Genomic DNA, 15330 nt, shown 5'->3' on the forward strand with positions numbered 1-15330 from the left:
TATCAGGCACGCAAGTGTTTGAGCGCAGCTTATCGGCGCAGCCGATAAGCATGCCTTGTGGACTTCGTCCACAAGCCGGGGCATTCGCCCCGAGGATCATCAAAAACAAATGCTTACGAATGCGAGTATTCGACGCATTGTTTTTTCCGATCCTTGCGGCTCAAAGATAACTTCATATTTTCGGTGGCGATGCGCCTGAGGGGAACACCCGTTAACATCCCGAACACGATGGTTAAGACTCAGGCGGCCGACAGTACTCGGCTGGAGACGGCCCGGGAGGATAGGTGGCTGCCGAATTATGGGCTTATAGCTCAGCTGGTTAGAGCGCACGCCTGATAAGCGTGAGGTCGGTGGTTCGAGTCCACTTAAGCCCATTCTCAACGCAAAGAGCGTTGAAGAGATACATAGCAATAGAAGATTAAAAGTATATGGTGAAATCGTCTGTTGCTGCATAGAAGTACCCATGGGGGTATAGCTCAGTTGGGAGAGCACCTGCCTTGCAAGCAGGGGGTCAAGGGTTCGAATCCCTTTATCTCCACTGACCGGTTTTCCGGTCACGGTACCTTGAAAACTTCATACAGATAGAAGAATTGATAAAAAGACCTTCTGAATCTGCAGATCATGAGCGGACCTGTTCGCGAATGAGATGGAGATTGCGACAGAAGGATCGACAAATATCAAGACATCCGAGAATTAACAAACCGATCGAAAGATCAAAACACAAGCTTTTTTAAGCTGATGCAACGCTATGCATCAAAACGAATACGAGGACAAAAGCAGCGTGCGAATAACGCGCCTGGCTACTAGGTTCAAGCTTCGTCTTAACAGACTCGCTTTCACCAAGGGCCATGCATGCATCGCACGTAAGACGCTAACATCGCCAAAGGGCTCGTTACCGTCTAAGTGCTCGTAGCGAGGTCAAGCAAGAAAGAGCGCAGGGTGGATGCCTTGGCACTAAGAGCCGAAGAAAGACGTGATAAGCTGCGAAAAGCCGTGGGGAGCTGCACATAAGCTGTGATCCACGGATCTCTGAATGGGGAAACCCGGCCGGACAAACTCCGGTCATCCATAGCCCAATCCATAAGCTATGGAAGGGAACCCGGCGAACTGAAACATCTAAGTAGCCGGAGGAAGAGAAAGAAACATCGATTCCGTAAGTAGCGGCGAGCGAACGCGGAAGAGGCCAAACCACGGTGCGTGCACTGTGGGGTTCGGACCGCAGAATTGATTCAACAAAGACAGCAGAAGGACTTTGGGAAAGTCCGCCAGAGAGGGTGACAGCCCCGTAAGCGAAGTCTGAGTTGACAAGGCGGGATCCAGAGTACATCGAGACACGAGAAACCTTGATGGAAGGAGCGGAGACCACTCCGTAAGCCTAAATACTCCTTAGTGACCGATAGCGAATAGTACTGTGAAGGAAAGGTGAAAAGAACCCCGGGAGGGGAGTGAAAGAGAACCTGAAACCCTGTGTTTACAAGCTGTGGAAGTGCAATGAAAATGCGCACGACCGCGTACTTTTTGTAGAACGGTCCGGCGAGTTACGCAGTGCGGCGAGGTTAAGGGCTTAAGGCCTGCAGCCGAAGGGAAACCAAGTCTGAACAGGGCGAGTCAGTCACATTGCGTAGACCCGAAACCGGGTGATCTATCCATGTGCAGGTTGAAGTTGCCGTAAAAGGCAATGGAGGACCGAACTCACATCCGTTGAAAAGGGTGGAGATGACGTGTGGATAGGGGAGAAATTCCAATCGAACCCGGAGATAGCTGGTTCTCCTCGAAATAGCTTTAGGGCTAGCCTCGGTTTAGTCTTATGGAGGTAGAGCACTGAATTTCCGCGGGGGCGTCAAAGCTTACCAAAGAATATCAAACTCCGAATGCCAGAAAGATGATGACCGGGAGTCAGACTGCACGAGATAAGTTGGGTAGTCGAAAGGGAAAGAGCCCAGACCACCAGTTAAGGTCCCCAAATACGTGTTAAGTGGAAAAGGATGTGGGATTTCGAAGACAACTAGGATGTTGGCTCAGAAGCAGCCACACATTCAAAGAGTGCGTAACAGCTCACTAGTCGAGAGGTCCTGCGCCGAAAATGTCCGGGGCTAAAACACGATACCGAAACTGTGGGATGTATCTAAGATACATCGGTAGAGGAGCATTCCCCAGGCCGACGAAGCCGTACCGATAAGGAACGGTGGAGGTACGGGAAGAGAGAATGCCGGAATGAGTAGCGAGAGCGAGGTGAGAATCCTCGCGGCCGAATATCTAAGGTTTCCAGGGTAAAGCTGATCTGCCCTGGGTAAGTCGGGGCCTAAGGAGAGGTCGAAAGACGTATCCGATGGACAACAGGTTGAGATTCCTGTACCTGATATCAACAGAACTGTGGGGACGCAGAAGGAAAGCGCGAGCCGGGAATGGAAAGACCGGTACAAGCGAGGTAGGAGACGCGTTGGCAAATCCGCTCATCAATCCGAAGACGTGACGTGGAGCGAAATTATAGTAGCGAAGCGCGTGAGCCGGCTGCCGAGAAAAGCCGCTATAGTTTGATATGAGCCCGTACCGCAAACCGACACAGGTAGATGAGGAGAGAATCCTAAGGCCGACGGAAGAAGCATTGTTAAGGAATTCGGCAAAATGACCCCGTAACTTCGGGAGAAGGGGTGCCATCCTTTCGGATGGCCGCAGAGAATAGGTTCAAGCAACTGTTTAGCAAAAACACAGGTCTATGCGAAACCGCAAGGTGAAGTATATGGGCTGACGCCTGCCCGGTGCTGGAAGGTTAAGAGGAGAGGTTAGCTTCGGCGAAGCTTTGAATTCAAGCCCCAGTAAACGGCGGCCGTAACTATAACGGTCCTAAGGTAGCGAAATTCCTTGTCGGGTAAGTTCCGACCCGCACGAAAGGCGTAATGATTTGAACACTGTCTCAACAATGCATCCGGTGAAATTGAAGTACCAGTGAAGATGCTGGTTACCCGCGCCAGGACGGAAAGACCCCATGGAGCTTTACTCCAGTTTGGTACTGGGATTCGGTGCTGCATGTACAGGATAGGTGGGAGACTGAGAGCCCAGGACGTCAGTCCTGGAGGAGTCGCTGTTGGGATACCACCCTTGCAGTATTGGATTTCTAACCTGCGGCCGTGACCCGGTCGGGGGACAATGCCAGGCGGGGAGTTTGACTGGGGCGGTCGCCTCCGAAAGGGTATCGGAGGCGCTCAAAGGTTCCCTCAGGATGGTTGGAAACCATCCGCAGAGTGCAAAGGCAGAAGGGAGCTTGACTGCGACACCGACGGGTGGAGCAGGGTAGAAATACGGACTTAGTGATCCGGTGGTATAACGTGGGATTGCCATCGCTCAACGGATAAAAGCTACCCTGGGGATAACAGGCTTATCACTCCCAAGAGTTCACATCGACGGAGTGGTTTGGCACCTCGATGTCGGCTCATCGCATCCTGGGGCTGTAGCAGGTCCCAAGGGTTGGGCTGTTCGCCCATTAAAGCGGTACGCGAGCTGGGTTCAGAACGTCGTGAGACAGTTCGGTCCCTATCCGGCGCGGGCGGAGGATATTTGAGAGGAGCTGACCCTAGTACGAGAGGACCGGGTTGGACGGACCACTGGTGTACCGGCTGTCTACCAAAGGCACCGCCGGGTAGCCAAGTCTGGTCGGGATAAACGCTGAAGGCATCTAAGCGTGAAGCCCCCCTCAAGATGAGATATCCCGTCTATAAGGACATAAGATCCCTTGCAGAGTACAAGGTAGATAGGGCAGAGATGTAAGCACAGCAATGTGTTAAGTTGACTGTCACTAATCGATCGAAGGCTTGACCAAAAGCGAAGAAAGCGGACGAGCAGGAAAAGAGGAGCGAGAGCGCTTGCGCTTGGAGCGACCTGTTTTCGAGCGAGTCCATTTGCGAAGCAAATGCACCGAGAAGAAGCGTCGAAGACGCGGATTCGAGGTGACCGCTTTCGTAGAAAATGGAAGAGTTTGCAAAGCAAACACATCGAGCAGAAGCAACGAAGTCGCGGATGCGAGATGACCATTTTCAAAGGTTTGCAATTCATCTGTATGAAGTTTTGAAGGTATCCTAATCGAATACTTTCAGAAATATTCCTCAATAGCTCAATGGTAGAGCACTCGGCTGTTAACCGAGGTGTTGTAGGTTCGAGCCCTACTTGGGGAGTTTTCTTTATCCGCAAACAAGAGATAAAGAGTTTGGGCTCCGTGGTCAAGCGGTCAAGACATCGCCCTTTCACGGCGGTAACACGGGTTCGAACCCCGTCGGAGTCATTTGAAGTGTGCCGATGTGGCTCAATTGGCAGAGCAGCTGATTTGTAATCAGCAGGTTATCGGTTCGAGTCCGATCATCGGCTCTTTGGACCTTTAGCTCAGTTGGTTAGAGCAACCGGCTCATAACCGGTTTGTCCCGGGTTCGAGTCCCTGAAGGTCCACTTTTTGATCATCTTTCATTTTTGGCCTAGTGGCTCAGTTGGTTAGAGCGCCGCCCTGTCACGGCGGAGGTCGAGGGTTCGAGCCCCTCCTGGGTCGTTTCATGCGAGGAAGTCTCAGAATATTTCGCATGAGTCACGCGGGATCTTAGCTCAGCTGGGAGAGCATCTGCCTTACAAGCAGAGGGTCATAGGTTCGAGCCCTATAGGTCCCATTTTTGTTGTATGGAATCCATACGACAGATCTGCCGCTGTGGCGGAATTGGCAGACGCGCGGGACTTAAAATCCCGTGGTGGCAACACCGTGTCGGTTCGAGCCCGACCAGCGGCATCATGAGAAAACCCCATCCATTCCAATCCTGGTCTGGCTGGGGTTTCTTTTTGTTATTTCGATAAGTATTCCTTTAATTCTTCGATGCGCTGTTTGGTCTCACGATATCCCTTCCAGTAGAGATCGCCGAGCTTATCCATGTCCGATTCAAAGCGGTTGATTTCGACGGGATCTTTGGGGGAGAAAACAAAGATTTTGCCGGCTTTTTCATCCCGGTCAATTTGATCTAAAAGGGCATTGTAATTCTCTGTGGAATGGCTGAGCGCATCCAGGAGTCTGGGATAGTTGTGATAGTAGAGATGGTTGATTCTCTGCTGGCGGAAGGCACCGCCCGTCGGCTTGCGATAGGAGTGATCTCTGGTTTTTACAACGACAATTTTGTCATAGCCTTCATCAACTGCCCACTGATAGGGAATATTGCAGACCATTCCGCCATCCAGATAGGGAACCTGATCGATGACAACGGGACGGGAGACATAGGGGACAGTTGCGGAAGCCCGCGCGGCGCGAAAAAAATCCCTGCGGCGGCCGTTTTCAAAGAAATGCACCAGACCGGTATTCATGTCCGTCGCCCCGACAACAAGGCGGCGGCGAGGATCGTTGAGGCGATCCAGTTCGATGGGATGCTCTTTGAGCTGGTCCTCAAAAATATAGGAGAAACCGGTGATGCCATGGTCGCGGCGCATGGCGTCAAGACCAATATAGTTGGTATTGTGGCGCAGGCTCAGATTCAAACGGGCAGACCAGCCGATTTCTCCGGAGACATAGCCCAGAGCGGAAAGTGCCCCGGCTGAAATACCTGCGGTCGTCTGAAAATTGATATTGGCCTCCATCAGGGCATCTAAGACGCCCTGCGTGTAGAGACCGCGGAAGGCGCCGCCCTCCAAGATTAAAGCACCCGGTCTGATTTCCCGACTGGCCCTGCCGCGGGGAATCTGATCCAGACCAGAGTAGATCGAAGCCCTGCTCCGGTCCGGAAGGAGCTCGCTGATGCGTTCGACAGCGGTATCCGGAACCAGGCCCGCAAGTTTCTCCATGGGATGGTCAGGAATCAGGTCTGAAATTTTTTCCGCGGTGGCGCGGGGGAGGGAACTGATTCCAGAGAGAAGAGAAGTCTTTGTCTCTGAAGATATGGCATCTTCGTCCGGAAGATCTTCGGGAATCAGGTCGTCCAGTTCCAGAATTGCCATGTGGAGAGAGTTGCTCATATGCTCCAGGCTCTCTGTCAGAGCATTGTCCTGATCACAGGACACTTCTGACAGTTGAGATCCGGCTTCAATCAGGTCCTCCTGCGCGCGCAAGACAGATTCCTGGGCCCGGCGGAGGAGACGGTATATGTTTTCGCTTTCCTGTTTCATCTGTGTACCTTATCCTATGGTCCTTTATCTTTGGACAGAATCTATGATACCACAGAAGACAGGGCAGCATTTGCTATTGGGACTTCGATTTACAGGCAAAAAAGGTGCAGCCCTTTTTCGGACTGCACCCTACGACGTGTTATCCGTACGCCGTGTTATCCGTACGCCGTGTCATGAAAGCACTCTTATCTGCCGAATGCCGCTGCTAAGGAGACAGGTTTGTCCACCTTGTCGTGCTGGTCTTCGATCTGACCGTACTTGTCTTTGAGCTCATCTATCATTGCCAGATAGTGATCCTGGACGCCTTTTTCAGCTGTCTCGGATTCAAAGGCCTCTACCTGGGCATCAATCCTGGCGATGATGTCCTCTGAGAGGGAACGCTCCGCCAGAGGGTAAACTACGGTGTTTTCCTTGCTGATATGCCGGTGGAGAGTGGTGGCATAGCCCTCAGCGGCGGTCAGGATATCCAGTTTGTAAATCGTCTGTGGATCCTTCTCGTAGAGATCCAGGGCTGTCTCCAGGTCCATGACATGCCTGCGGCAGAGATCGTGCTCTACGAGCATGCCGTGTTTGATCAGCTTGTCAGCGATGGGGCCAAGGTTGGTAACCATCTCGTTGAAGAGGAAATTCTCCTCCTTGCCGTGATGCTGGTGGTCAGAGTAATTGCGGGCAAAGCTGACGATCTTGCGAAAGTCATCGACCGGAAGAGGAAGACCTTCTAATACCTGGCAGCAAAGGGCACGCACCGTCTTGAGAAAGGTGAAAATATGATCGTGCTCCGCACGCATGATGTCGGTAGAGTACATAAGCGAATCCTTTCTGACTGGCTTAATCCAGTCTCTCCTCTGTCAGATCAGGGCAATTCGTATGGACAGGAGATGACAAGAGGCAGTTTAAAAGAGGACGTTTTGCTGTCAGGATTTCAATGATGCGACCTGCGCAATATGATAAGAGCCGTCCCCATCGGAGTAGAGTCTGTAGCCGCTCACAGCCAGCATTGCATTGACCAGTTCGCCGCGCAAAAGGTAGAAGATATCCCTGTCACCCCCTTCTTCTTCCCAGAATGGACCGTGCAGATCCTCAACCAGGGAGAAAGAGACCTGATCTTCCGCCTGCTCATTTATTTGGATAGCGTGGTCACAGGGCATACCGTCCAGAAGCACATCGTTTATCCCCTGGAAGGCCATGGTCGGATTGGCGGCGGAGACAGGATGGGCAGCGCCAAATGCTCTGACGCATTCTCTAATGGAAGCGAGGCGGGCAGGATCCTGTCTGAGCAGGCTGGTGATCAGTTTCGCGTAGCGCCTTTCAACTCCGTCAATCTGCCCGGAGAGAGAGGCATGAATCTGGGAGAGATCAAGGGCTTTTTCAATGGGAGGAAGCTCTCTTCTGGCGTAGGATTCCAGGGGAAAGCCATCCGGATCTTCATCGTAATTCTGCCTTTTGGCCAGGTCGACAAGGGAGGCGATCAGTTCCTCCCGCAGTCTGATCTTATTGTACATCCAGTAGTGGATGGGGCCGAGTGTTGCGCTCATGGTGTTCCTTTCCAGCTGTTGCTTGTCAGAGAATGCATCCGCATTCGATTTCGATCTCCTCAGGCGATATCCCCAAAGAAGAGATCCAGGTCGTCATCGACAGAGCCGATTCCCGCGATGCCGAAGTTATCGACCAGAACCTTGGCGACGTTGGGGGAGAGGAAAGCGGGAAGGGTGGGACCCAGGTGGATGTTCTTTACGCCCAGGTAGAGCAAGGCTAAAAGAACAATCACGGCTTTCTGCTCATACCAGGCGATATTGTATGCGATGGGGAGATCATTGACATCATCAAGACCGAAGACCTCCTTGAGCTTTAAGGCGATCAGGGCCAGAGAATAGGAGTCATTGCACTGCCCGGCATCCAGAACACAGGGGATTCCAGCGATGTCCCCAAGATTTAACTTGTTGTACTTGTACTTGGCGCAGCCGGCGGTCAGGATCACGGCATCCCTGGGCATCTTCTCGGCGAATTCGGTGTAATAGGAACGGGCCTTCTGACGACCGTCACAGCCGGCCATGACGACGAACTTCTTGATGGCGCCGGACTTAACGGCATCGACAACCTTGTCAGCCAGGGCAAATACCTGCTCGTGGGCGAAGCCGCCGATGATGGAACCGGTCTCAAGCTCTGTGGGAGCAGGCAGGGTCTTGGCCAGAGCGATGATCTCGGAGAAGTCCTTGGTCTGTCCATAGGGAGCGTCGATGTGCCTGACTCCCGGGTAGCCTGCGGCGCCGGTGGTGAAGATACGATCCTTATATGAGTCGCGCACGGGGACAATACAGTTGGTGGTCATGAGAATGGGGCCGTTGAAGGACGCAAATTCCTCAGCCTGCTTCCACCAGGCATTGCCATAGTTGCCGGCAAAGTTATCGTACTTCTTGAAGAAGGGATAGTAGTGGGCGGGAAGCATCTCGGAGTGAGTATAGACGTCGACTCCTGTGCCCCGGGTCTGCTCCAAGAGCATCTCTAGATCCTTTAAGTCATGACCGGAAATGAGAATAGCCGGATTTTTGCGGACGCCGATATTGACCTCAGTGATTTCGGGATTGCCATAGGCGCCGGTATTGGCGCTGTCCAGAAGAGCCATGCCCTGGACGCCGAATTTACCGGTTTCCAAGGTCAGGGCAACCAGGTCGTCGACACTGAGACTGTCATCTAAGGTTGCCGCCAGAGCTCTCTGGATGAATGCGTCCACCTCACCATCGTCCTTGAGCAGAGCGTTTGCGTGCTTGGAGTAAGCGGAGAGGCCCTTGAGCCCATAGGTGATCAGCTCGCGAAGAGAGCGGATATCCTCATTTTCTGTCGCGAGAACACCGACGGTAGCAGCCTTGACGGCGAAGGAGGCGGCGTCTCCCCTCCATGTAGCAGCTTCCGGCAGCAAAGAGCGGTCAGAGACCTGCTGCAGCAGCTGATCCTTGCAGGCTAAGGTCTTTTCAACTCTTGCCTGAATCGCTGCCAGATCAAAGTTGGCGTTGGTGATGGTTGTGAAGAGATTGACGGATACCAGATGGTTGACCGCCTCATCGATAGACTTGCCCTCCGCGCGCAGCTGAGTGCTGACAGCGGACAGACCCTTTGTCACATAGACCAGAAGATCCTGCATAGCGGCGACTTCCGGTTTCTTGCCGCAGACGCCGGAAATTGTACAGCCGGTACAGCCGGCGGTTTCCTGACACTGGTAACAGAACATTTTGTTTTCCATAATCGTATGCCTCTTTCTTTCCCATAGTGAAGTGAATATCGTTAAGTTCTAACCTGACAAGAGCAATCATAGGGAAATGAAAAAGGAAAGTTCGTTGGATTTCCAACGAAAATGCGGAAACATAAAGTTCACATTCGCCTTGAATTAGGGAAAACCAATAACAAAACCAAAACCGGACATTCGATGGATCTGCTCAATGAGCAGTCGGGGCTAAGCTGGCGTTCTGCCAGAACTGGACGGCTTCTTCCAGCCAGCCCTCAAGCTCCAGGCCGATTCCAAGGCCAAAGGAGTGTCCGCCTGTCCTTCCGATCCGGCAAATATGCGCAACGCCCAGTTCATTCAGCTTTGCGTCAAAGTTTCTGGTGTTTACAACAGGAACAACGTCATCGTCCTCGTTGGCAAGCAGATAGGTTCTGGGGTAAGAGCTGTCAATATGCCGGAGGATTTCGAAGGGCTCCAGGGATTGTTCGTCGAAGGCCGGACCGCCGATGCGGCGAAGGAAAGGGGACATGCCTGCGCGCTGGGGAGAATCGGCGGGAAGCTTCTGAAGCCGGTAGTAGCTGTCCATATTGCTGCAGGCAGTATAGGCAAGAAAAATCGCTTCCGGAGCAGGAATCGCCTCAGGCTTCCAGGAAATCTGTCCGGCGCTTCCGGCCTTGATGACAGCGGGGCGCGAGGCATATCCAAAATTATCACTGGCGATCTCCTGAGCCAGGCAGGCACCGGCGGAGAAACCACCGATCATATAGTGACCCTTTTGAATTCGAAAGGATGCCGCGTGCTCTTCAATATAAGCGACGGCCCGGTGCATATCCTCAATCGGTTTTGGCATAAGCGGCTCCTGCTTGGTGCGGTAGTATAGGACAAAGGCCGTATATCCCATTTCATTTAAGGCGGCGGCGATGGCCTGGCCCTCAATAAAGCCCCATTGGCGGTTAAAAGCGCCGCCGGGGATGACAAGGACGTAGGGAGTGCAGGGGGCGGAAGCAGGTGTTTGGATGTCAGACGAAAAAGATTCCGTTTCCCGGATTTTCGCGGGAAAGTGAAGCAGCGCGACAGCGGCCTTGTCATAGTTGGCAAGACAATCCTCCGTAGAATAAATCCGGTGGATGTAGGAGGAACCTCCCTGCCTGTCGGAAGCAGCCAGTTCCTCTAAGCGGTGCAGTCCGGGAACAAATCCGGCAGTCTTAAATCCCAGGCTGTCCAAGCTGGCATAATAGCGATCGGGAGTCATATACGTAAAGATATAGCGGGACAAGAGGCCATAGGCCGGATTTTTCACCAGGTCTCCGATGGTCATCTGCGGGGAAACGGGACTGTAATTCATGAGAACTTCCTTTCTGTCACTTGTCTTTGGGAGCAGCTTTTGCGGAAATTATAAGTACCATCTGTGTCCTTCATTGAAGACAGAAAACTATGCCTGCCGATTAGCTACCGCTTGTAGGCAGATCGACAAGAAAATTGCGCCAAAAACCGCATAACTTGCAGCTGTCATCCCAATTGTTCCAAATAGGAATAGCGGAGTAATCGAAAACAGCAGCGAGATGATGCTGCAAATAAATATGGCTTTTTTGAGTTCGGCAGCTTTCTTAAACTTGAACAAGGCGCCTACACCGAGCAAGATACTCAAAATTGTCAGGATCCCTGTCAATAATGGAGAGAAATTCGCATATCCAACATGAAGAATATTGAAATAGGAATACACTTTAATGCTTCGTTCCGTTGGACTCGTCGCAAAAACCATGACCGCACCAACCGGCAGTATCTCTAAAACGAATGCTACACCCTGTAGCAAAAGAGCAGATAGATAATACACTCTATTTGACGTTTTCATGGAAGCCCCCTTTTTTCGTATGTAGATAGAAAGAATTGCCACTGTTATGATAACGAGACCTGATGTCCAGGTGTAACTTTGACTTATCATAAATAGCGGTGAAATTATGAATGCGATGCCAATAATGAAAAGGATCACGCTTATAGCACTCGTAAGCATACGTTTTGAATAAATCAATGACTCCAAAAATATTTTGGCAATCTGTTCTTTCATACCCACATCCTCAGTTTTTGCCAGACAGCAATCACTGGCGGAGGCACCTAAAATATCTCCAATTGATTTTAAACAATGAGGTGTTTGGAAGTCCTTTACAAAATACTTTATCAAATAATCCTCTGGAATGAAACTTATGAGCGTAGAGAGTTGACGTTTTACATTTCACGTTTTGAAATGGTATTCACCAGGTCGCCGATGGTCATCTGCGGGGAAACGGGACTGTAATTCATGAGAACTTCCTTTCTGTCACTTGTCTTTGGGAGCAGCTTTTGCGGAAGGCAGTCGGCGTCATACCGGTTACTGAGCGAAAGACCCTGCTGAAGTGGGTGGAGGAGGCAAAGCCACAGTTGGCGGCCACCTGGGAGAAGGGGTGGTTGGTCTCCATGATTTCTCTCTGCGCATTGAGGATACGGGTCGTATTGATATATTGGTTGATGGTCCGGCTGGTGTATTTCTTGAATTCACGGCAGAGATAATACTGGCTGACGTAGAAGCGGCCGGCCAGTTCGTCCAGACGAAGGTCTTCCATGTAATGGTCGGAGATGTACTCGATGACCTTAATGACGCGTGATTTATTTACCGTGGGATTTAAGGTGCGGACATCCTTCAGGAGGAGAAGGAGAATCGCGCGGAGAATGGTCTCCATAGTAATATCATGCAGATCATCTGTCTCTGACTGCTCCATGAGCATCATTCCCAGAAGCCCATGAATCTGATGGTTCATTCTCCGGTCGGGGTGGTAGAGCCCGCCTGCATGCCGCATTTTCTCAATCAGGGTAAGGTCGCCGATCGCCTTTTCCGTGAAATAGACGACGATACGCTGGAAGGCCTGATCTTCGGAGGGAGCGTAAGAGTGATGCATGGAATAAGGGGGAAAGAGGATCATTTCGCCCGCTTCAGTCCGGTAGATCTGATCGGAAACAGCGTGCAGGCGGCAGCCCTCCTCCAGATAATAGAGCTCGTAGTAGGTGTGATAATGGGATTTCATCATATTCTCTGAGGAGCGGACACGCTCGGCGGCGATATCGGCGCCCTGTTCGATGAGAATACCTGCGTGATCAATCATAAGAATACCTGCCCTTCAAATGACCTTTTTCAAATGACAAGACGGGAACCACTGTCAGGATACCACAGGATATGTAAAATGAGTGAGACACCAGGACAAAAATAGTATAGTTTTGTCTTTTTTTTCGGGCTAAAATAAATACGATAGCGTTGATCTGACAGGCCGATTGGATCTGTGCAAGCAGGGGATGGACGAGTCCTCTTTGTGGGATCTCTGCAAATATGACGAATGTGGCGGATATCGGCTGTCTTAGAATCCAGGGAGGATGTCGGATGCGTGTTGCGAATAAAGTGACTTCGATTGAGAAAAGAGGATCAGGCTTCTCTATTATGACGGACGCGGTTGAAATCCGCCTGATGTTCATGACGGATGACATCCTGCGAATTCGCGCCGGCTTTGACGGCGATTTCGCCGAGGAATCCTATACCCTGGCCATGACGGCCTGGGAGGATCGGATGGACGATGTCCTCACGGGCTATCGACGCAGGATTGAACCAAAGGAAGGGAGACTGCTTACCGCCGATGAGAAGATTGCGCGTCTGGCCGGGCTGGACCATGCCCTTGGCTATCCCCACGCAGATGTCGACGGGGTTGAGCTGATCTGCGGAGCAAAGATGACCCTCGTGGTCTTCAGGGAACCCTATATGCTGAAAATCTTTAATGAGGACGGACAGCTGGTGCACGAGGATATTCCCTATATGGGTCTGCAGGAGGATTCGAACCATCGCCGCATCCACTATTCCGCCCTGACAGACCAGGATCACTATTACGGGTTCGGCGAGAGAACCGGCAAGATCGACAAGCGGGAAGAATATATGCAGCTGATCCCGGGCGATTCAATGGGTTATAACGCAGAGAAGACAGATCGTCTCTATAAGCATATTCCCTTCTATGTGCGTCTGAATGACCGAACCAGACAGGCGGTCGGCTATTTCTATCACAACACCTTTGAGTCTGACTTCGATATGGGAAGAAGCCATACGAACTATGTCAGGCACCACTCCATATACCGGACGGACGGGGGAGATATCGATCTCTTTTTTATCAATGGTCCCAAGATTTCCGATGTCATAGAAAGATACACAGATCTGACCGGCAAGTCCGTCATGCTCCCTGTGGGAGCCCTGGGCTATCTGGGGTCTTCCATGTACTATCCTGAGCTCCCAAAGGATGCGGACGATGCCGTCATTGATTTTATTGATACGACAAGGGAAGAGAATATCCCCATTGACGGTTTTCAGCTCTCCTCCGGTTACTGCAATGTGGAGACTTCCCAGGGACTCAAGAGATGCACCTTTACCTGGAACCATGATCGCTTCAAGGATCCGGCCAGGTTCTTCGCCGAGATGACAAGGCGCGGGGTATCGGTATCCCCCAATATCAAGCCGGGCATGCTCCTCTGCCATCCCCTGCACGACGAGTTTGTCGCCAGAGGGATGTTTGTCAGGGACTCCAAAGAGGATAAGCCCGCTGTCGGCATCTGGTGGGGCGGCCTGGGAAACTATGTGGATTTCACGGATCCGAGGGCTCGCACCGAGTGGAAAAACTATGTCAGGAAGTCTCTGGTTGACTATGGCAATTACTCCATCTGGAATGATAACTGCGAATACGATGGCCTGACCGATAAGGATGCCAGAGTTTCCTTCGAGGGCAAGGGAGCGACGATTGGCCGGACCAAGGCCGTCATGGCCAATATGATGTGTCAGCTGGCCCAGGAGGCAATTCATGAGGCCAAACCTGATCAGAGAGCCTTTGTTGTGACCCGGTCAGGGCATGCGGGATTACAGCGTTACGCCCAGACCTGGGCGGGCGACAACTTCACCTCCTGGACCTCCCTGAAATACAATATTGCGACCATTCTGGGCATGGGCCTGTGCGGAGTCTCCAATATGGGCTGCGACATTGGAGGTTTCTACGGCCCGGCTCCGGAGGAGGAACTGTTTGTCCGCTGGGTGCAGAACGGAATCTTCCAGCCCCGATTCTCCATTCATTCCACCAACACCGATAATACGGTCACAGAGCCCTGGATGTACTCCGGCTCCAAGGGCCTGATCTCAGCGGCGATTCACTTTCGCTATCAGCTGAGCCCCTATCTCTACTCCCTGATGCGCAGGGCAAATGAGACCGGACTTCCTATGATGCAGCCCCTTTTTATGGTCTATCAGGATGATGTCAATACCTATGGGGAGGGGATCAACTTCATGGAGGGAGACTCTCTTCTGGTCGCCAACGTCGTCGATCAGGGGGCGACAAGCAAGGAGGTCTACTTCCCCGCGGGTCATACCTTCTATGATTTCTACACCAGAGAAGCATATGAGGGCGGAGAGACCTATTGCTTTCCGGTCGATATGGGGAGCATTCCACTCTTTCTGGCGGACGGGGCCATCCTTCCCATGGCCGGCAATGAGCTCAATAATTTGACGACAGAGAAGGTGACAGGGCTGCGGCTGCTTCTGGTTCCCTCGGGAAGATCCTCCTTCGTCCTCTATGAGGATGACGGCAATACCATGCAGTATCAGCAGGGGGACTACAGGAGAACTGTGATTGAGATGGAAGAGGGGGAGAGAACTTCTGTGAAATTCGCATCCACCGGGACCTACCGGTCCCCCATCGAGGATATCTATGTCGATATGGTTCACAGAGAAAAGGCGCCCTTCTGGGTGACCGTTGCGGGAGAGCAAATTCCCCATTCCCTGCATCGGGCAAGATTTGAAGAGGCGGATTGCGGCTGGTACTACAGCCAGTCCAAGAGGTCAGTGCAGATCAAGTACCCGAATCCCGGGAGGGATTATGAATTGCTTGTCAGCTTTGAGGATATTGATCTGCTCGGGATGTGAGAGGAAAGGAAGTCTA

Annotated in this window: 8 protein-coding genes, 9 tRNA genes and 2 rRNA genes; 12 read left to right on the plus strand and 7 right to left on the minus strand. The window is 52.0% G+C overall.

Features of this window, described 5'->3' with window-relative positions; all coding sequences use genetic code 11:
- The first annotated feature begins 179 nt into the window (after positions 1 to 179).
- The 11 genes from rrf to HMPREF1508_RS02960 all read left to right on the plus strand — a co-directional run bounded on the left by rrf (position 180) and on the right by HMPREF1508_RS02960 (position 4765).
- Positions 180 to 297: ribosomal RNA gene (gene rrf, locus HMPREF1508_RS02910) — 5S ribosomal RNA — on the plus strand.
- A 3-nt stretch (positions 298 to 300) separates the two neighbouring features.
- Positions 301 to 374: transfer RNA gene (locus HMPREF1508_RS02915), tRNA-Ile, on the plus strand.
- A gap of 91 nt (positions 375 to 465) precedes the next feature.
- Positions 466 to 538, plus strand: a tRNA-Ala gene (locus HMPREF1508_RS02920).
- 378 nt (positions 539 to 916) lie between these two features.
- Positions 917 to 3817: ribosomal RNA gene (locus tag HMPREF1508_RS02925) — 23S ribosomal RNA — on the plus strand.
- 280 nt (positions 3818 to 4097) lie between these two features.
- Positions 4098 to 4169: transfer RNA gene (locus HMPREF1508_RS02930), tRNA-Asn, on the plus strand.
- Between the two features lie 35 nt (positions 4170 to 4204).
- Positions 4205 to 4276 (plus strand) — tRNA-Glu (locus HMPREF1508_RS02935).
- A gap of 10 nt (positions 4277 to 4286) precedes the next feature.
- Positions 4287 to 4359: transfer RNA gene (locus HMPREF1508_RS02940), tRNA-Thr, on the plus strand.
- A gap of 4 nt (positions 4360 to 4363) precedes the next feature.
- Positions 4364 to 4437: transfer RNA gene (locus tag HMPREF1508_RS02945), tRNA-Ile, on the plus strand.
- Positions 4438 to 4460: 23 nt separating this feature from the next.
- Positions 4461 to 4534: transfer RNA gene (locus tag HMPREF1508_RS02950), tRNA-Asp, on the plus strand.
- A 42-nt stretch (positions 4535 to 4576) separates the two neighbouring features.
- Positions 4577 to 4649, plus strand: a tRNA-Val gene (locus HMPREF1508_RS02955).
- A gap of 32 nt (positions 4650 to 4681) precedes the next feature.
- A tRNA-Leu gene (locus HMPREF1508_RS02960) sits at positions 4682 to 4765 on the plus strand.
- Between the two features lie 53 nt (positions 4766 to 4818).
- Here HMPREF1508_RS02960 and HMPREF1508_RS02965 read toward each other — a convergent pair.
- The 7 genes from HMPREF1508_RS02965 to HMPREF1508_RS02995 all read right to left on the minus strand — a co-directional run bounded on the left by HMPREF1508_RS02965 (position 4819) and on the right by HMPREF1508_RS02995 (position 12477).
- On the minus strand, positions 4819 to 6123 hold the full coding sequence (locus HMPREF1508_RS02965) for a patatin-like phospholipase family protein (protein WP_049906861.1): 1305 nt from the start codon (positions 6121 to 6123) through the stop codon (positions 4819 to 4821).
- Positions 6124 to 6308: 185 nt separating this feature from the next.
- A complete protein-coding gene (locus HMPREF1508_RS02970; RefSeq protein WP_044959282.1) occupies positions 6309 to 6929 on the minus strand; it encodes a hemerythrin domain-containing protein in 621 nt (206 codons plus the stop codon).
- 108 nt (positions 6930 to 7037) lie between these two features.
- Positions 7038 to 7658, minus strand: coding sequence for a hypothetical protein (locus HMPREF1508_RS02975; RefSeq protein ID WP_044959285.1), 621 nt, complete (start codon positions 7656 to 7658; stop codon positions 7038 to 7040).
- 59 nt (positions 7659 to 7717) lie between these two features.
- Positions 7718 to 9361, minus strand: a complete 1644-nt coding sequence (gene hcp / locus HMPREF1508_RS02980) for a hydroxylamine reductase (RefSeq protein ID WP_044959287.1) — start codon at positions 9359 to 9361, stop codon at positions 7718 to 7720.
- A gap of 193 nt (positions 9362 to 9554) precedes the next feature.
- Positions 9555 to 10688: an alpha/beta hydrolase gene (locus HMPREF1508_RS02985; RefSeq protein ID WP_049906862.1), complete on the minus strand. Its 1134-nt coding sequence runs from the start codon at positions 10686 to 10688 to the stop codon at positions 9555 to 9557.
- A gap of 87 nt (positions 10689 to 10775) precedes the next feature.
- The gene (locus tag HMPREF1508_RS09600) at positions 10776 to 11408 is read right to left on the minus strand and encodes a hypothetical protein (protein WP_049906863.1); all 633 of its coding nucleotides are present in this window, start codon (positions 11406 to 11408) and stop codon (positions 10776 to 10778) included.
- Positions 11409 to 11637: 229 nt separating this feature from the next.
- Complete coding sequence (locus tag HMPREF1508_RS02995; protein WP_044959289.1) at positions 11638 to 12477, minus strand: helix-turn-helix transcriptional regulator; 840 nt, start codon at positions 12475 to 12477, stop codon at positions 11638 to 11640.
- Between the two features lie 272 nt (positions 12478 to 12749).
- On the opposite strand from HMPREF1508_RS02995, the gene HMPREF1508_RS03000 reads away from it, so the two are divergent.
- Complete coding sequence (locus HMPREF1508_RS03000; RefSeq protein ID WP_044959291.1) at positions 12750 to 15314, plus strand: glycoside hydrolase family 31 protein; 2565 nt, start codon at positions 12750 to 12752, stop codon at positions 15312 to 15314.
- Positions 15315 to 15330: the final 16 nt, after the last annotated feature.

It is taken from the genome of Shuttleworthella sp. MSX8B (genome assembly GCF_000524295.1).
Lineage (GTDB): Bacteria > Bacillota > Clostridia > Lachnospirales > Lachnospiraceae > Shuttleworthia > Shuttleworthia satelles.